11 protein-coding genes are annotated in these 18014 nt (G+C 67.6%); 7 read left to right on the top strand and 4 right to left on the bottom strand.

All coding sequences use genetic code 11. The annotated features are described in order from the left end of the window. The first annotated feature begins 13 nt into the window (after positions 1–13). Together ligD and ku (FHT98_RS05720) are read left to right on the top strand one after the other, a co-directional pair. Complete coding sequence (ligD, locus tag FHT98_RS05715; protein WP_142113016.1) at positions 14–2632, top strand: DNA ligase D; 2619 nt, start codon at positions 14–16, stop codon at positions 2630–2632. 67 nt (positions 2633–2699) lie between these two features. Then, positions 2700–3485, top strand: a complete 786-nt coding sequence (gene ku, locus FHT98_RS05720) for a non-homologous end joining protein Ku (RefSeq protein WP_142113018.1) — start codon at positions 2700–2702, stop codon at positions 3483–3485. Here the strand turns inward: ku (FHT98_RS05720) and ku (FHT98_RS05725) are convergent, their stop codons facing one another. From ku (FHT98_RS05725) to pdxR, 3 genes are all read right to left on the bottom strand, one after another. Next, a complete protein-coding gene (gene ku, locus FHT98_RS05725) occupies positions 3486–4322 on the bottom strand; it encodes a non-homologous end joining protein Ku (RefSeq protein WP_142113020.1) in 837 nt (278 codons plus the stop codon). Between the two features lie 115 nt (positions 4323–4437). After that, positions 4438–5592 carry an MFS transporter gene (locus FHT98_RS05730; RefSeq protein WP_142113022.1) on the bottom strand — a complete coding sequence of 385 codons (1155 nt, stop codon included), beginning with the start codon at positions 5590–5592 and terminating at the stop codon, positions 4438–4440. Positions 5593–5710: 118 nt separating this feature from the next. Beyond that, a complete protein-coding gene (pdxR, locus tag FHT98_RS05735; protein WP_142113024.1) occupies positions 5711–7141 on the bottom strand; it encodes a MocR-like pyridoxine biosynthesis transcription factor PdxR in 1431 nt (476 codons plus the stop codon). Between the two features lie 130 nt (positions 7142–7271). Here pdxR and FHT98_RS05740 point away from each other — a divergent pair, with 130 nt between their 5' ends. Next, on the top strand, positions 7272–7934 hold the full coding sequence (locus tag FHT98_RS05740) for a GNAT family N-acetyltransferase (RefSeq protein WP_142113026.1): 663 nt from the start codon (positions 7272–7274) through the stop codon (positions 7932–7934). Positions 7935–7955: 21 nt separating this feature from the next. Here FHT98_RS05740 and FHT98_RS05745 read toward each other — a convergent pair whose 3' ends face one another. Beyond that, positions 7956–8552, bottom strand: coding sequence for an IMPACT family protein (locus FHT98_RS05745; RefSeq protein WP_185745077.1), 597 nt, complete (start codon positions 8550–8552; stop codon positions 7956–7958). A 217-nt stretch (positions 8553–8769) separates the two neighbouring features. Between FHT98_RS05745 and FHT98_RS05750 the strand changes: the two genes are divergently transcribed. From FHT98_RS05750 to FHT98_RS05765, 4 genes are read left to right on the top strand one after another with little or no spacing between them, the layout of a single operon-like run. After that, the gene (locus tag FHT98_RS05750) at positions 8770–10254 is read left to right on the top strand and encodes an efflux transporter outer membrane subunit (RefSeq protein WP_142113028.1); all 1485 of its coding nucleotides are present in this window, start codon (positions 8770–8772) and stop codon (positions 10252–10254) included. After that, the gene (locus FHT98_RS05755; RefSeq protein ID WP_142113030.1) at positions 10251–11687 is read left to right on the top strand and encodes an efflux RND transporter periplasmic adaptor subunit; all 1437 of its coding nucleotides are present in this window, start codon (positions 10251–10253) and stop codon (positions 11685–11687) included. The genes FHT98_RS05750 and FHT98_RS05755 overlap by 4 nt, the downstream gene beginning before the upstream one ends. Positions 11688–11700: 13 nt before the next feature. After that, entirely contained in the window at positions 11701–14865 is a 3165-nt protein-coding gene (locus tag FHT98_RS05760; protein WP_142113032.1) for an efflux RND transporter permease subunit, read from the top strand. Then, on the top strand, positions 14862–18014 hold the full coding sequence (locus FHT98_RS05765) for an efflux RND transporter permease subunit (protein WP_142113034.1): 3153 nt from the start codon (positions 14862–14864) through the stop codon (positions 18012–18014). The genes FHT98_RS05760 and FHT98_RS05765 overlap by 4 nt, the downstream gene beginning before the upstream one ends.

The raw sequence follows: 18014 nt of genomic DNA on the forward strand, positions 1-18014 counted from the left end.
CGGATGGTGTTTCGTGGAAAAGCTGAAGATCTATCGCACCAAGCGCGATTTCAAGAAGACCAGGGAGCCGAGCGATTCGATCGCAGTGGCTCCTTCAAACCGCCTTCGCTTCGTCATCCAGAAGCATGACGCGACGCGTCTCCACTATGATCTCCGGCTGGAACTCGACGGCGTCTTCAAGTCCTGGGCGGTGACGCGCGGCCCCTCGCTCGATCCCGCCGACAAGCGCCTCGCGGTCGAGGTCGAGGACCATCCGCTTGCCTATGGCGATTTCGAGGGGACGATCCCGAAAGGCCAATATGGCGGCGGCACGGTGCAACTTTGGGATCGCGGCTATTGGGAGCCCGAAGGCAAGCTCAGCCCGCAGCGCCAGCTCGAGAAGGGCGACCTCAAGTTCACGCTCGACGGCAAGCGGCTGCAAGGCAGCTTCGTGCTGGTGCGGATGAAGCACGACCGTGACGGCGGCAAGCGCACCAACTGGCTGCTGATCAAGCACCGCGACGACCATGCTGTCGATTCCGATGGCGATGCGATCCTGAAGGCCGACGCTTCGGTCGCCTCGGGCCGGACGATGAAGGCCATCGCGGCCGGAGGCGGGCGCTCGCCCAAGCCCTTCCTCCTGGCCGAGCAGGCGGTCGACGCAAATGCGGTCTGGGACAGCAAGCAGGGCTTGGCGGCCGAGGAGCGCGCAGGCAAGCCGGTGCGCAACAAGGCCGAGGCCGCCCGCCCGAAAGCGCGCAAGGCGGCGGCGGCCGATGTGCCCAGCTTCGTCCCACCGCAGCTCTGCCGGAGCGTGGAGCGGCCGCCGGCAGGTAGGGGCTGGGTCCACGAGATCAAGTTCGACGGCTACCGCATCCAGGCGCGCGCCGCCGCAGGCAAAATCACGCTGAAGACACGCAAGGGGCTCGACTGGACCAGGAGGTTCGGTGCCGTCGCCAAGGCGTTCAAGAAGCTGCCGGGCTGCATCATCGATGGCGAGGTCGTTGCGCTCGACGACCATGGTGCGCCGGATTTCGCTGCGCTTCAGGCCGCCTTGTCAGAGGAGAAGACCGAGAACCTCGTCTTCTTCGCCTTCGACCTGCTCTTTCTCGATGGCGAGGATTGGCGCAAGCAGCCACTCCTTGCCCGCAAGGAAAGACTGGCTGCGCTGATACGGGGCGCGGCCGACGGCGTCACGCTCCGTTATGTCGAACATTTCGAGACCGGCGGCGATGCGGTGCTGAAATCCGCCTGCCGCCTGTCGCTCGAGGGCATCGTCTCCAAGCAAGGCGATGCGCCCTACATCTCCGGCCGCAGCGACACATGGACGAAGGCGAAATGCCGCGCCGGCCACGAGGTCGTCATCGGCGGCTGGGCGACCACGGCGGGCAAGTTCCGTTCGCTTCTCGTCGGCGTCCATCGCGGTCCGCATTTCATCTATATCGGCCGGGTCGGCACCGGCTATGGCGCCGCCAAGGTCGAAAAGCTGCTGCCGCGCCTCAAGGAGCATGAGGCCGAAACCTCGCCCTTCACCGGCAAAGGCGCCCCGCGTCGCGCGGCCGGCGTCCATTGGGTCGAGCCCGCCCTTGTCGCCGAGATCGAATTCGCAGGCTGGACCGGCGACGGCATGGTCCGCCAGGCCGCCTTCAAGAGCCTGCGCGAGGACAAGCCGGCGGCGGAGGTCGAGACAGAGCTGCCGGCGCCAGCAGCAAAGACGGCCCCGCCGAAGCCCGCGCCAGCGCGCGGCGGCCGGGTCGATGTGCTCGGCGTGCCGCTGTCCAAGCCCGACAAGCCGCTTTGGCCCGATGCTGAGGACGGCGAGCCCGCCACGAAACTCGATCTCGCCCGCTACTTCGAAACCGTCGGGGCCTGGCTGCTGCCGCATATCCAAGGCCGGCCCTGCTCGCTGCTCAGGGCGCCCGACGGGATCGAGAGCGAGATCTTCTTCCAGCGCCATGCCGGTTTGGGAACGTCGAGCCTGTTCGAGCTGGTCAAGATTTCCGGCGACAGGAAGCCCTATCTCCAGATCGACCGGATCCAGGCCCTGATCGCGACCGCCCAGATCGGCGGGATCGAACTGCATCCCTGGAACTGCCGGCCCGGCGAGCCCGAGGTTCCTGGGCGGCTGGTCTTCGATCTCGATCCGGGACCGGGCGTTTCCTTCGATGCGGTGATCGCTGCCGCCAAAACGATGAAGGAGCGGCTCGATGCGCTCGGCCTCGTCAGCTTCTGCAAGACCACCGGCGGCAAAGGTCTCCATGTCGTGACGCCGCTGGCGAAGCCCGGCCGCAACGCCCCGGACTGGCCGGCAGCCAAGGACTTCGCCCGCCGTGTCTGTGGGCAGATCGCAGCGGACGAGCCCGAGCGCTATGTCGTGAACATGGCCAAGCGCCTGCGCGAGGGGCGCATCTTCCTCGACTATCTCCGCAACGACCGGATGGCGACGGCGGTTGCGCCATTATCGCCGCGCGCGAGACCGGGAGCACATGTCTCGATGCCGCTGACCTGGCCGCAGGTGAAGGTCGGGCTCGACCCAGCCCGGTTCACGATCCGCGCCATTCCGAAGCTGCTGGCCGCGAGCAAGGCCTGGGCGGACTATGACGAAGCCGAGCGGCCTCTCGCGGAGGCGATCAGGAAGCTCGGCCGTTCCTGACCTGCGCGCGACAGCATCGGAACGGATAGGCAGCCGATGCGTTTCGCGTCCGATCGGAGAGGCTTCCATGGCGCAACGGACATTCTGGAAAGGCTATCTCAAGCTCTCGCTCGTGACCTGCCCGGTCGCGATGATGCCGGCACGCTCCGAGAGCGAGAAAGTCCGTTTTCACACGCTGAACCGCAAGACGGGACATCGCATCCAGAGCCGCTTCGTCGATGCGGTCACTGGCAAGCCGGTCAGCGATGACGACGAGGTCAAGGGCTATCCCAAGGGCGACGACGACTACGTCATGCTGGATGACGACGAGCTCGACGCCGTGGCGCTGGAGAGCACGCGCACCATCGATATCGAGCTCTTCGCGCCGCGCTCCTCCGTCGGCTGGATCTGGTACGACACGCCGCATTACCTCGTGCCGGACGGCAAGATCGGCGACGAAGCCTTTTCCGTGATCCGCGAGGCGATGAAAGCGACCAGGACCGTCGGCATATCCCGCGTCGTGCTTTACCGGCGCGAACGGGCTGTGCTGCTGGAGCCGCGCGACAAGGGCATCGTGCTGTGGACGCTGCGCTATGGCGACGAAGTCCGCGACGAGGGGGACTATTTCACCGACATAGGGAAAGCCAAGCTGGAGCCCGATATGCGCGCGCTCATGGAGAAGCTGATCGTCTCGCGCACGAAGGACTGGTCGCCGGAGCTCGTGCAGGATCCGGTTCAGGAGGAATTGCTGGATATCATCAAGGCCAAGCAGAAGGGCCGCAAACCGGCCCGAAAAGCCGCGCCGGCCGCCAGCGAAGGCAATATCATCAGCATCATGGATGCGCTCAAGCGCAGCCTCGAACCGCGAAAGTGATCAGCCCGCCTTGCGCCGCGGCTCGGCCTTGGCCACCGGCTTGTCGGCCGATTTGCCGCTTTTGCCAGGCTTGGCGCTCTGCCTGAGAGCGTCGAGCAGATTGACGACCTTGGCGGGCTCGCTCCGCTTCACCGGCTTGATCTTGCGGCCTTCGATCTTCGCCTTGACCAGTTCGGCCAGTGCAGTCTCGTAGCGGTCCTCGAAGGCCTTGGGGTCGAAGCGGCCGGCCTTGGTCCGAATGATGTGCTCGGCGAGCTCCAGCATCTCGCCCTCGATCTTCAGCTTCGGGATATCGTCGAAGGCGCTCTCCACGGGACGCACCTCATAGTCGAAATTGAGGGTCGTCGCGATCATCCCGGCATCGTGCGGCCGGATCAGGATCGAGCGCATCCGCCGGAAGATCACGGTGCGCGCCAGGGCGGCAGCCTCCCGGCTCGCCATGACCTCGCGGATCAGAGCGAAGGCCTCCGCTGCGACGGGCGTGCTCGGCGTCACATAATAAGGCCGGTCGAAGAACAGGTCGTCGATCTCGTCGCAAGGCAGGAAGGTCGCAACGTCGAGTGTCTTGTCGCTTTCAGGAATAGCCTCGGCGATCTCCTCCGGCTCCAGCATGATGTAGTCGCCATCGCCGCGGTCGTAGCCCTTGACCTGGTCTTCCTTCTCGACTGGCTTGCCCGTGACAGCGTCGATGAACTGGCGATGGACGCGATGGCCGGTCTTGCGGTTCAGCGTATGGAAGGAGATGCGCTCGCTGGTCGACGCAGCGGTGTAGAGCGCCACCGGGCACGTGACTTCAGCGACCTTGAGGATGCCCTTCCAGATTGCTCGCGGCGCCATGAATGCTCCCCCGGGGATTGCGCGCATGCGGGACGTCGGAGAGCAACGAACGACCCGGGCGATCGTTCCCGGTGCGAGCCAATGCTCCGATCTGGCCAGGGCGCCCGATGCGCTGCTACCGCGCGTCCCGGTTCCGTGGCGAGGAGGCGGCGACGACGAGCACGACCGTGACCATCAGGCAGCTCACCACGATCAGGGCCGTCGACAGCGAGACGGCCGTCATGACCGCGCTGGCGATGATGATCCCGATGGCATTCGCGGTCCGCAGCAGAGCGAAGACCTCGGGCCGCTTCCTGGGAGGTGCGAGGGAATCGAGGGCAAGCGAATAATAGGTGCCGAGCGGGGCCAGGACCCCGCCGATCAGCACCGCGCCGAGGACCGTGACCGTCATCGATATCTGCAGCGCGGCGAGGATGGCACCGGCCGTCATGATCATCAGCTGAATCAGGACGGCGCGCCGGCTCCCCATGCGGTTGCGAACACTGACCCAGACGCCGCCGAGCACCGAAGCGATACAGAGCGGGACGGTGAAAAGGATCGCCAGGGCGGGTGCGTAGCCGAAATGCAGCGCCAGCGCGACCGCGCCGATCTCCAGCGCCGCCACGGTCGAGCTGCCCGCCGCCGCGCAGATCAGCCAGAGCAGGATCGCCGGGCTGATGATCGAGGCATCGGCCTGATGCATCTCCTCCGTCGCGATCGACCCGACGGTCGGAACGAGCAGGGCCGGAATCGCGCCGAGGGCGGCGATGACCAGAACGGCGAACACGGGCGACAGGGTGCCCAGCCCGGACGCCGCGACGGGAGCCAGGACGAACGTCACCTCGTTGAGCGTGGCCGCGATGCCGAGCGCTCTCGGCAGCTTCGCCGGTGGTGCGAGCTGGTTGAGAACGGTCCGCAGGTATCCGAAGGCCGCGCCGTTCACCGCCCCCGCGAGCGCCGAGAACGCCACCAGCCAGATGAAAGGCGCTGCGTAATGCGCCAGCAGGGCGACGGCAGCGAGGGCCACCGTGCGGAAGATCACCAGCAGGCGCAGGAAGGTCGTCGGCGGCAGGCCATGCCCCGCCCGGGTGATCGGGATGGCGCCGGCGACCTGGGCCAGCGTCATCGCCAGGATCATCCCCGCCCCGCCACTGGTGTCGCCCGTAAGAGCAAGGGCGACCAGCGCGAAGGCGACAGGGCCGGCCGCCTGGGGAACGGTCAGCGTCGCCGAGGAGATGAACCACCGAACCAGCGGCGCGGCGCTCGATATTCTGGTCGTGGAACGCGTCATGGGCCGGCCCCGGAGAAGAGGGCCGGGCCGTTCCCGGACATTCAAATCCCGTCACGGGATCGAGGACGTTACCTCGGGAGCCTGATTAGCAATCCATGCAACACTGTCAATCGGCCGCTCACACCGAGGGCCGGGATCGCCGCATGATATCGGCCAGCGCGGCGACATGGGTCTGCACGGTTGCCGGGGCGACGCGCGCTATGCCGAAAACCAGGCCCGGCCTCGCTCGCCCCAGATGGAAGCGCGCCATCGGCTGCATCGCAAAGCCATTCGCCTTCAAGCTTTCGGCAACGGCCCGGTCGTCGACACGCGGATCGCGGAACCATGTCGCCAATTGAAGCCCGCCGGCTCCGGCGCCGATCTGCAAGGCATCGCCGCAATGCTGCTCGAGCGCTGCAACGCTCGCGGCCATGCGTGCGGCGTAGAGGGCTTTCATCTTGCGGATATAGCCGCGCAGGCGACCGTCCCGCATGAAATCGGCCAGGGCCGCCTGGATGTGGATCGGCACGACGGCGCCTTGCAGTTGCAGCGCGGCTGAGAACGCCTCCAGCCACCGCACCGGGACGATCGCATAGGCGACGCGCACCCCCGGTGCGAAGATCTTGGAGAAGGTGCCGAGATAGGCGACGAGGCCGTTACGATCGATGCCTTGCAGCGCCGCGATCGGCCGCGAGCCGTACTGGAACTCGCTGTCGTAATCATCCTCGATCACGACGGCACCATGCGCCTGCGCGGCGTCCAGCAAGGCGAGCCGCCGTTGCAGGCTCATCGTCACACCCGTCGGGTATTGATGCGAGGGCGTCACGTAGATCAGGCGCGGCGGCGGCCCGGCAGCCTTCGCGACGTCGATACCGGCCTCGTCGCAAGGCACGGGGACGATCCTGGCCCCGGCCTCGCGCAGGAGTGCCTGTGCCGTGGGATAACCCGGCTCCTCCATCCAGGCCACGCCGCCGGTCGGATCGCCCGGCCGCATCAGCACACGGATCAGCAGGTTGATGGCCGCCCGGGTCGAGGGCACGATCATGACCTGCTCCGGCCGGGCAAGAACACCTCGCGTCTTGGCGACATGCTCGAGGATCGCCTCCCGCAGCTCCGGAAGGCCGTCCGCCTCGCCATATCCGAGGTCGTGAATGCGCAGGGAACGGGCCCGCGCACCGAGATAGCGCGCCCAGCCTGCATGCGGGAAATCCGCGAGGTCGGGCACGCCCGGCTCGAAAAGCCTGGAGGGCGCGGGCTGACGAACCGGCTCGGAAAGGCCTGCGGCCGGCTTGAGGAGGAGCGGGAGCGGCCCCGCCCCGATCGCGGCGACGCGCGTGGCCGAGCCTGCCTGCGCCAGGAGATAGCCATCGGCCTTCAGGCGCTCATAGGCCTGGACCACGGTCGAGCGGGCGACGCCGAGCGCCACGGCCAGATCGCGCGAGGACGGCAGACGGTCCCCGGCCGGCAGCGTCCCGTCGAGGATGCGATCCCGAAACCCGCGATAGAGCTGCCCTTCGAGATCGCCGGCCGCCCTGTCCAGCGGCCGCCAGGCGAAGGCCTTTGCCGGCATCGTCACATCGCAAAGTGGTTTGGTCAAATTGAAAGAAGTGGCAGTATACATCACACCACAAAATCCGCCAGTGATGCGCTGCTGCGGCCTCGGCGGCAGAGGCAACCACGCATGAAATCAGGGCATCGCCATGGATCTGTCGGATTGGAAGGGCGTTCCCCGCCCCGAGAGGATTGTGCTGGAAGGGCGCTATGCCCGGCTCGAGCCGCTCGATCCCGCCAGGCACGGGAGCGACCTGCTCGCCTCAGCCCGCGAACCCGGAGCGGATGATCGCTTCCGTTACCTGTTCGAGGATGCGCCCGCCGACATGACGGCGCTCAGCCCGTGGCTCGAAAAGGCCTCGGCCTCGGCCGATCCGTTCTTCTTCGCAGTCGTCGACAGGAACTCCGGACGGGCAGAGGGCCGGCAGGCGCTGATGCGGATCGATGCCGTGCACGGCGTCATCGAGATCGGCAATATCTTGTGGGGTCCCGCGATCGCCCGCAGCCGCGTCGCGACGGAGGCGCTCTATCTCTTCGCGCGCTACGCTTTCGATACGCTGGGCTATCGCCGGTTCGAATGGAAGTGCAACGACCACAACGCGCCCTCGAAGCGCGCGGCGCAGCGCTTCGGCTTCACGCCGGAGGGCGTCTTCCGGCAGCATATGGTGCAGAAGGGCCAAAATCGCGACACCGCGTGGTTTGCGATGGTCGACGCCGACTGGCCGCGCCTCCGGGCGGGCTACGAAACCTGGCTTGCTCCCGAAAACTTCGACTCAGACGGTCAGCAGCGTGCCAGGCTCGACTTCGGTTGAGCCCGCGTTGCGGCTACCCCACTATTCGTCCCATCTGATCACGGCGCGCCCGCTGGTGAGATCCATCACCAGCCGGGTCACGCCATCGATTTCGGCCTTTGGAGCCGATACCGCCAGGACCGCGCCGGTATCCGTGAAAGCCTGATCCCGCACCTGCACGCCCGGCACGGCACCAAGCCGCGCCTGGACCAGGGTCAGATCGCCGAAGCCGCATGTGACCGTTGCCGGGACGGTCTCGATGAGCGCCACCTTCGCCGCCTCGCGCAGGCATTGGGCAGCCGTCCCGCCATAGGCGCGCATTAACCCGCCGCTGCCCAGCAGGACACCGCCGAACCAGCGGGTGACGACGACGGCGACGCCGTCGAGCCCTTGTCCGTCTATGGCGGCGAGGATCGGCTTGCCTGCGGTGCCGCTCGGCTCTCCGTCATCGTTGAACCGGTAGCTCTGCCCGAACCGCCACGCCCAGCAATTGTGACTGGCCGCCGGGTCCGATCGTGCGGCGATGAAGTCCCTGGCCGCCGCCTCGTCCGCAACCGGGCCGGCCACCGCGATGAAGCGGCTTTTCTTGATCTCCTGCCGGGCAGTGCTGAGTTCGACGAGGGTGAAGCGCGCGACCATGCGCCCGTGTAGCACGGTGCAAGCCGGGCGAACCACGACCCGCCCGTCATGGCTGCAAGCGCCGTGCGGCGTAGACCCCATGCCGGCGAACCGGCAACGGCGCCCCGGTGGCAAACATGAAGAGAAATTCACTTTCTCTCTCGCGTCGTTAGCTCTAGAAGCGGCTCTGTCGCGCCGTGTTCCGCGTTCTTTCGAATCGAGGCTGGAGAAGAGCGGAATGGTGCCGGACTACAGGCGTGATCTTGCGGGACACGCGGTCGGACATTCGCTTTTCCGTCTCTCTTCCGCGACAGCCATCGCTCTTTGCCTCGGTGCCTGCCTGCCGGCCGACCAGCGCCCCGATCTCGGCGTCACCGTTACGCGCAACTATGCCTCCGGCGAGCGGCGCGCATCGCCTGCCGTCTCGCCGGACTGGCCGCGCCTGTTCCGCTCGCGCGAACTTGACCGGCTGATCGAGCGGACGGCCGGCGCCAATTTCGACATCGCCATCGCCATGACGCGGATCCGGCAGGCCGATGCGCAGTCGCGCGTCTCGGCGGCGGCGCTTTACCCGACGCTGAGCGGTTCGAGCGATGCCTCGCGCAGCCTGCGGCCCGGCACGCTGGGTTCGAAGCGCGGACCGTTCAGCGACAGCGTCGGCAACCAGTTCAGCCTCGGCCTCTCGGCGAGCTACGAGCTCGACTTCTGGGGCAAGAACCGCGCGAGCGCCGATGCCGGACGTTTCGCGGCCGAGGCGACGCGCTTCGACCGTGATGTGGTGGCGCTGACCGCCATCTCCAGCGTGACCACGACCTATTTCCAGGTTCTGGAGGCGCAGGACCGCCTGCGCATCGCCCGCGAGAATATCGCCGTCGCCGAGCGGACGCTCAAGGTCATCCAGGCGAGGCTCTCGGTGGGCACCGCGACCCAGCTCGACATCGCGCAGCAGGAAAGCGTCGTGGCGCAGCAGAAGGCCTCCGTGCCGGCTCTCGAACTCGCGCAGCGCCAGGCCAAGGTCACGCTCGCCGTCCTCGTCGGCGAGACGCCGGCCGCCATCACGATCAAGGGCGGCAGCCTGAATGCGATCGCCGTGCCGAGCGTGCGCGCCGGCCTGCCTTCGCAATTGCTGCAGCGCCGGCCCGACATCGCCGAGGCCGAAGCCAGGCTGACCTCGCAGGAGGCGACGCTCTATGCCGCCCGCGCGGCGCTCTATCCGAGCATCAGCCTGACCGGCCAGGGCGGGCTCGAAAGCGCATTGCTGAAGAACCTGCTGCGGCCCGATGCCGCCTTCGCCTCGGCAGCGGCCGGCCTCGTCCAGCCGATCCTCGACGGTGGCAACCTGCGCGCCAGGGTCGAACTCGAACGCGGTACGGCCGACGAATTGATCGCGACCTATCGCAAGACCATCGTCAGCGCCTTTGCCGATGTCGAGAATGCGCTGATCGCGATCCAGGAAAACACCCGCCATGAACGCCTGCAGGCGGAAGTCGTCGCCTCCGCGCGGCGCGCCTATTCCATCACCGAGCAGCGGCTCCGCGAGGGCACTATCGACATCGTGACGCTCCTGAACACCCAGCAGACCCTGTTCCAGGCGCAGGATCAGCTCTCGCAGATCAAGCTGCGCAAACTCACTGCGTATGTCGACCTGTTCAAGGCGCTGGGCGGCGGCTGGTCCGAGACTGATCGCCGCGCCGCCATCACAGCGACAGAGGCGGCGGAATGAAGCGTCTTCTCGTCCTTCTCGTGCTGATAGCCGCCGCCTGGGGCTGGCATAGCTATAATGGCGGCTGGATGCCCCAGAGCGGCGACGGCGTCTCGACCGGCCAGCAAGGCGCCGGGCGCGGCGGAAGGCGCGCCCGCTTCGGCGGCGGCGAGGGGCCGATCCCGGTGATCGCGACCGCGGCACGCCGCGGCGACGTCCCTGTCACGGCCGATGCCGTCGGCACGATCCAGGCGCTGAACACCGTGACGGTGCGCACGCAGGTCGACGGAAGGCTGCTCGAAATCGCCTTCAAGGACGGCCAGGACGTCAAGAAGGGCGATATCCTCGCCAAGGTCGATCCGGCGACCTACCAGGCGCAATACGACCAGGCGATGGCCAAGAAGGCGCAGGACGAGGCGCAGCTCGCCAATGCCCGCGCCGATCTCGAGCGCTATGCCAAGCTCGCCCAGACCGATTACGGCTCGCGCCAGCAGGCGGACACCCAGCGCGCCACGGTGGCACAGCTGGAAGCGCAGGTCCGCGCCGACCAGGGCGCGATCGACAACGCCAAGGCCATTCTGGACTACACCACGGTCCGCGCCCCGATCGACGGCCGGCTCGGCATCCGCCAGGTCGACCAGGGCAATATCGTGCGCGCCTCCGATACGAACGGCCTCGTGGTCATCACCCAGCTCAGGCCGATCGCCATGATCTTCAACCTGCCGCAGCAGCAGCTTCGCGCCGTCAGCGCGGCCGTGGCGCGCGGACCGGTCGAGGTCGATGCGCTCGATTCCGACGGCACGACGATCATCGACAAGGGCGTCGTCGAGGTCATCGACAACGTCGTCGACCAGACCACCGGCACGATCAAGGTCAAGGCGCGATTCCCGAACGAGCGGCTCCAGCTCTGGCCGGGCCAGTTCGTCAATGTCCGGGTCTTCGTCGACGTACTGAAGAATGTCGTGGTCGCCCCGACCGCCGCGATCCAGCGCGGGCCGAACGGTGCCTACGTCTTCGCCGTCGACGAGGACGAGACGGTGCGGCAGGTCGCGGTCACCGTCGGCCAGCAGACCGAGACGACCGCCGTGATCACCGCCGGCGTCGAGCCGCCGGTCAAGCTCGTCACCACCGGCTTCGCCCGCCTGACCGACAAGGCGAAGGTGCGCGTCTCAACGCCGGAGGAGGCAGCCCAGCCGCCGGCCACCGCGCCCGGCCGTCGCGGCACGCGCGAGCCCGGCCAGGGCCAGGGGCGGCGGCGCGACCAGCAGGGCGGCGGCGATGCCTCCGGAGCCGGCTCGGCCGCCCCGGCGCCGGAAGCACCCGCCGGAACGGACGGCACCCGCCAGAACCGGCAGCGGCGCAACGGTGCAGCCCCTTCGGAAGGCGCGCCAACCGGCGGGCAGGGTTCCCCTGCCGGCGGATCGGGTGCACAAAGACCGCAAGCGCAGCCATGACGGGGCAGCCGCGATGAGCGTGTCCGCACCTTTCATCAGCCGGCCCATCGCAACCTCGCTGCTCGGCATCGCGGTGCTGCTCTGCGGCATCCTCGGCTATCTGCGCCTGCCGGTCGCGGCGCTGCCGCAGGTCGATTTCCCGACCATCCAGATCACCACGCAATTGCCGGGCGCGAACCCCGAGACGATCGCCTCGTTGGTGACGGCGCCGCTGGAGCGGCAGTTCGGCCAGATCCCCGCGCTCTCGACGATGTATTCGCAGAGCTCCTTCGGGCTCAGCCAGGTCACCCTGCAATTCGACCTCGACCGCGACATCGACGCGGCCGCGCAGGACGTGCAATCGGCGATCAATGCGGCGGGCTCGACGCTGCCGCGCACCCTGCCCTATCCGCCGACCTACGCGAAGATCAACCCGGCCGATGCGCCGATCATGGTGCTGGCGCTGACCTCGGACACGGTCTCGCTGCGCCAGCTCAGCGACCTCGCCGACACGCTGCTCTCGCCGCGCCTGTCCGAGGTCTCCGGCGTCGGCCATGTCTCGCTCGAAGGCGGCGTCAGGCCCGCGATCCGCATCCAGGCCGATCTCGCGCGGCTCGCCGCCTACGGGCTCGGCATGGAGGACCTGCGCACGGCAACCGTCGCCGCCAATGTCTCCGGCGCCAAGGGCGCGCTCGACGGCAATCACCAAGCCTACACGATTAGCGCCAACGACCAGATCGGCAGCGCGAGCGCCTATCGCGACATCGTCGTCGCCTATCGCAGCGGCGCGCCGGTCTTCCTGCGCGACGTCGCGGTGGTGCTGGAAGACCTGGAGAACAGCCGCGTCGGCGCCTGGTACAAGGGCAAGACCGCGGTCGTCCTCGACGTGATGCGCCAGCCGGGCGCCAACATCGTCACCACGGTCGCCAGGGTGAAGGAGGAGATTCCGCGCCTCAAGAACGGTATGCCGGCCGGTGTCGAATTGCAGGTGGTCAGCGACCGCACCGAGACGATCCGCGCCTCGATCGCCGACGTGCAGTTCACGCTGGTGCTGGCCTGCGCGCTCGTCGTGCTCGTCGTGCTGCTCTTCCTGCGCACGGTGCGCGCCACGATCATCGCCGGCGTGGCGCTGCCGCTCTCGCTGATCGCGACCTTCGCGGTGATGTGGCTCGCCGGCTTCAGCCTCGACAATCTCTCGCTGATGGCCCTGACCATCGGCACCGGCTTCGTCGTCGACGATGCGATCGTGATGATCGAGAACATCGTGCGCAACATGGAGCAGGGCAAGAAGCCGCTCCGGGCGGCCTATGACGGCGCCCGCGAGATCGGCTTCACCGTGATCTCGCTGACGGTCTCGCTGGTCGCGGTCTTCATCCCGCTGCTGTTCATGACCGGGCTCGTCGGCCGCATGTTCCGCGAGTTCGCCCTGACGCTCACCATCGCGGTCGTGGTCTCGGCGATCGTCTCGCTGACGCTGACGCCGATGATGTGCGCGCGGCTGCTCCGCCATAAAGATGGCAAGCGCGAGAACCCGCTGATGCGGCTGGCGGAATGGCCGGTCTCGGCGATGGCGCGGCTCTACGAGGTGACGCTCGGCTGGGCACTGAAGGTCCGCGGTCTCGTGCTGCTCGCGACCCTGGTCACGCTGGTGCTGACGGTGTGGATGTATGTCGTCATCCCCAAGGGCTTTCTGCCCAGCCAGGATACCGGCCTGCTCAATGTCGTCATGGAATCCTCGCCGGACGTCTCCTTCAACGAGATGAAGCGTTTGCAGGAACAGGTGTCGCGGGCCTTCGAGCAGGACGGCGATGTCACCGGCGTCGTCGCGGTTCTCGGCATCGGTCAGGCCAACACCACGCTCAACACAGCCCGCATGACGGTGACGCTGCGCCCCAAGGACGAACGGCATGACGACGCGGTCGTGATCGCCGAGAGGCTGCGCGCGCTGGCCGCCGCGATCCCCGGCGTCGTGGCCTATGTCCAGCCGGTTCAGGACATCCAGATCACGACCCGCGCCAGCCGCTCGCAATACCAGTACACCCTGACCGGCGCCGACCAGTTGCAGGTGATGGAATGGGCCCGCAAGCTCTCGGAGGCGCTGCGGCGGGAAGCGATCGTGCGCAACGTCGCCAACGAGGCGCAGGATGGCGGGCTTCGCGCCCGCGTCGAGATCGACCGGGCCAAGGCCGGGCGGCTCGGCATCTCGATCCAGGCCGTCAACGACACGCTCTACGACGCTTTCGGCCAGCGCCAGATCGCCACGATCTACGAGCAGTCGAACCAGTATCGCGTCATCCTGGAGGCGGCGCCGCAATATCTGCGCGACCCCTCCGCGCTCACGAAGCTCTACGTCACCGGCAACACCAATACCCAGGGCCAGACCAATTCCGCCGGCAGCTCGACGGTGACGCAGAACAGCGTGCAGGTGCCGCTCTCCTCCTTCACCCGGCTGATCCGCGAGACCGCGCCGCTTTCCATCGCCCATCAGGAGCAGTTCCCGGCCGCGACCGTCTCCTTCGATCTGGCGCCCGGAGAGGCACTCGGCGATGCCGTCAAGATGATCGCCGCCGTCGAGCGCGAGATCGGCATGCCCAGCGCGATATCGGGCTCCTTCAGCGCCGATGCGGCGGAGTTCAACCGCTCGCTTGCCAACCAGCCCTGGCTGATCCTCGCGGCGATCGTGACGATCTATCTCGTTCTCGGCATCCTCTACGAGAGCTATGTCCACCCCTTCACGATCCTGACGACGCTTCCTTCCGCCGGCGTCGGCGCCCTCCTCGCCTTGATCCTGACCGGCCGCGAACTCTCGATCGTGGCGCTGATCGGCATCATCCTGCTGATGGGCATCGTCAAGAAGAACGCGATCATGATGATCGACTTCGCGCTCGAGGCCGAGCGACATGAGGGCCTCTCGCCGGAGGAAGCTATCGTCAAGGCCTGCCTGCTGCGCTTCCGCCCGATCATGATGACGACGCTCGCCGCCCTGCTCGGCGCCCTGCCGCTGGCATTGGCGACCGGAACGGGCAGCGAGCTGCGCCAGCCGCTCGGCATCACCATCGTCGGCGGCCTGCTGCTCAGCCAGTTGCTGACGCTCTACACCACCCCGGTGATCTATCTGGCGCTCGAAAAGCTGCGCCGGCGCCTCGGCGGCGGCCCCGACGGCGTCGTGCCCTATCCCGATCCGGAGGCCGCCGAATGAGCGACGCCCCCGACGAGGACAAGGGCTGGAAGTCGGTGCGGGGCCTCTCCGACTCCTTCATCCTGCGCCCCGTCGGCACCACGCTGATGGCGATCGGCCTCTTCCTCGTCGGCATGGTCGCCTACATGTTCCTGCCGGTGGCGAGCCTGCCGAGCGTCGACTTTCCGACGATCCGCGTTTTCGCCAGCCGGCCCGGCGCCGATCCTGCGACGATGGCCGGCAGTGTCGCCGCGCCCCTGGAGCGCCGGCTCGGCTCGATCCCCGGCGTGACGGAGATCACGTCCCGGAGCTCGCTCGGCTCGACCTCGATCGTGCTGCAATTCGACCTGACGCGGAATACCGACAGCGCCGCCCGCGACGTCCAGGCGGCGCTCAACGCGGCCGCGACCGATCTGCCGGGCGATCTGCCGACCCTGCCGCAATTCCGCAAGGCCAACCCCAATGCCGCGCCGATCCTGATCCTGGCCCTGACCTCGGACACGATGACGCCGAGCGCGATGTACGACGCCGCCGACACCGTCATCGCCCAGCGCATCGCGCAGGTCGAGGGCGTCGGCGAGGTCACGGTCAACGGCGCCGAGCAGCCGGCGATCCGCGTGCGCGTCGACCCCGCCCAGCTCGCCGCCATGGGCCTGAGCCTCGATACGATCCGAACGGCAATCGTCAACGCGAACACCGTCTCGGCGGTCGGCTCCTTCGACGGCGGGCGATTGAGCGAGACGCTCTCCGCCAACAACCAGATCCGCCAGCCCGAGGATTACGGCAACATCGTCGTGCGCTCGGCGAAGGGCACGGTGGTCCGGCTCGCCGATGTCGCCACCGTCGAGCGCGGCGTGCGCAACAGCCGCGCCGCCGGCTGGTACAATGGCAAGCCGGCGATCCTCATCACCATCACCAAGCAGGCCGACGCCAACGTCATCGACACGGTCGACCGGGTGAAGGCGCTCCTGCCCGAGGTCCAGAAATGGGTGCCCGCCGGCATCCAGTTCTCGATCATGTCGGACCGCACCGTCACGATCCGCGCCTCGATCGCGGATATCCAGCATACGCTGCTGATCTCGATCGCCCTGGTGATGCTGGTCGTCTTCCTGTTCCTGCGACGCACGACCCTGACGGTCGCGGCGGGCGTCACCGTGCCGCTCTCGATCGCCGGCACTTTCGCGGCGATGTGGGTCGCCGGCTTCACGCTCGACAATCTCTCGCTGATGGCGGTGACCATCTCGGTCGGCTTCGTCGTCGACGACGCCATCGTCATGATCGAGAACATCGAGCGCAATGTCGCGAAGGGCATGTCGCCGCTGCGGGCCGCCCTGCTCGGCGCCGGCCAGATCGGCTTCACCGTGATCTCGATCAGCCTGTCCCTGATCGCGGCCTTCATCCCGCTTTTCTTCATGGACGGGGTGGCGGGCCGCTTCTTCCGCGAGTTCACGCTGACCCTGACCTTCGCGATCCTCGTCTCGACGGTGGTCTCGCTCAGCGTCACGCCGATGGTCTGCGCGCATTTCCTGAAAGCCGGGCCGCATGCCCCCAGCCGCTTCGATCGCATCGTCGAGCGCGTGCTGTCGGGGATGACGCGCTTCTATGGCCGTACGCTCACGATCGTGCTGCGGCATAGCTGGCTCATGCTCGTCGTGATGATCGCCACGGTGGTGCTGACCGTGCAGATGTTCCGCAGCGCGCCGAAGGGCTATTTTCCGCAGGACGATACCGGCCTCGTCATCGGCTTCACCCAGGCCTCGACCGATATCTCCTTCCCGGCGATGATGCAGCTCCAGCAGCGTGGCGCCGCCATCGTCGCGGCCGATCCCGCCGTCTTCGGCGTCGCCTCCTTCATCGGCGGCGGCGGCTCGGTGAATACCGGGCGCTTCTTCGTCAGCCTCAAGCCGCTGGAGGAACGCGGCGTCAGCTCGGCGCAGGTGGTCAACCGGCTGCGCGGACGCCTCTCCTCGATCCCGGGCCTGCGCATCTTCCTGACCCCGGTGCAGGATGTGCGCGCCGGCGGGCGGCAGGGCCGCTCGCAATACCAGTTCACCCTCTGGGACCCCGACCTGCCCGAATTGCAGGAATGGGTGCCCAAGGTGCTGGAGAAGCTGCGCACCCTGCCAGAACTCGTCGATGTCTCGACCGATCGCGAGCAGGGCGGGCTCGAGGCGCAGGTCGTGATCGACCGCAACAAGGCCTCGCAACTCGGCGTCGCGATCCAGGCCATCGACAACGTGCTGGCCGATGCCTTCAGTCAGCGCCAGATCTCGACGATCTACGGCGCGCGCAACCAGTACCGCGTCGTGCTCGAAGTCGCGCCCTCGCGCAGCCGCGACCCCGAGGACATCCTCGATCTCTACGTGCCCGGCCGCAACGGCAGGCAGGTGCCGCTGCGCAGCCTGGTCAAGGTCGAGCGCGGTACCGCCCCGCTCGTGATCAACCACCAGGGCCAGTTCCCGGCCGTGACGATCACCTATGACCTCGCGCCCGGCGTCGGCATCCAGGAGGCGAGCGACGCCGTCGTTGCCGCCGTCGAGGGCCTGCACATGCCGGCCTCGCTCCGGGCCGAGTTCGCGGGGGATGCCAAGGCGTTCGCGCAAGGGGCCGGCAGCCAGGGCGTGATGATCCTGGTCGCGATCCTGGCCGTCTACATCATCCTCGGCGTGCTCTACGAGAGCCTGATCCACCCGGTGACGATCCTCTCGACCCTGCCCTCGGCGGGGCTGGGCGCGCTGATCGCCCTGCGGATATCCGGCACCGACCTCACCATCATCGCCTTCATCGGCATCATCCTGCTGATCGGCATCGTCAAGAAGAACGGCATCATGATGGTCGATTTCGCCATCGCCGCCGAGCGCCAGCGCGCGATGCCCTCGCGCGAGGCGATCTTCGAGGCCTGCCTGGAACGCTTCCGACCGATCCTGATGACGACCCTGTCGGCCATGCTCGGCGCGGTCCCGCTGATGATCGCGACCGGCCCCGGTGCGGAACTGCGCCGCCCGCTCGGCATCACCATCGTCGGCGGGCTGATCCTGAGCCAGATCCTGACGCTCTACACCACGCCGATCATCTATCTCTGGATGAGCAAGCTCGGCGCCCGCCGCCGGGCCTCGCGGGGAGCCGCCGGCGGCCCCTCCCCGGCTCAGGGCGATCCCGGCCCGGCTTGA

Origin of the sequence: Allobosea sp. AK1 (assembly GCF_006714945.1) — a bacterium.
Taxonomy (GTDB): Bacteria; Pseudomonadota; Alphaproteobacteria; order Rhizobiales; family Beijerinckiaceae; genus Allobosea; species Allobosea robiniae.

Coding starts and splice junctions, on each gene's coding strand:
- ku (WP_142113018.1), top strand. CDS start 2,700: ATGGCGCAACGGACATTCTGGAAAGGCTATCTCAAGCTCTCGCTCGTG.
- ku (WP_142113020.1), bottom strand. CDS start 4,322: ATGGCGCCGCGAGCAATCTGGAAGGGCATCCTCAAGGTCGCTGAAGTC.
- FHT98_RS05730 (WP_142113022.1), bottom strand. CDS start 5,592: ATGACGCGTTCCACGACCAGAATATCGAGCGCCGCGCCGCTGGTTCGG.
- pdxR (WP_142113024.1), bottom strand. CDS start 7,141: ATGCCGGCAAAGGCCTTCGCCTGGCGGCCGCTGGACAGGGCGGCCGGC.
- FHT98_RS05740 (WP_142113026.1), top strand. CDS start 7,272: ATGGATCTGTCGGATTGGAAGGGCGTTCCCCGCCCCGAGAGGATTGTG.
- FHT98_RS05745 (WP_185745077.1), bottom strand. CDS start 8,552: ATGGTCGCGCGCTTCACCCTCGTCGAACTCAGCACTGCCCGGCAGGAG.
- FHT98_RS05750 (WP_142113028.1), top strand. CDS start 8,770: ATGGTGCCGGACTACAGGCGTGATCTTGCGGGACACGCGGTCGGACAT.
- FHT98_RS05755 (WP_142113030.1), top strand. CDS start 10,251: ATGAAGCGTCTTCTCGTCCTTCTCGTGCTGATAGCCGCCGCCTGGGGC.
- FHT98_RS05760 (WP_142113032.1), top strand. CDS start 11,701: ATGAGCGTGTCCGCACCTTTCATCAGCCGGCCCATCGCAACCTCGCTG.
- FHT98_RS05765 (WP_142113034.1), top strand. CDS start 14,862: ATGAGCGACGCCCCCGACGAGGACAAGGGCTGGAAGTCGGTGCGGGGC.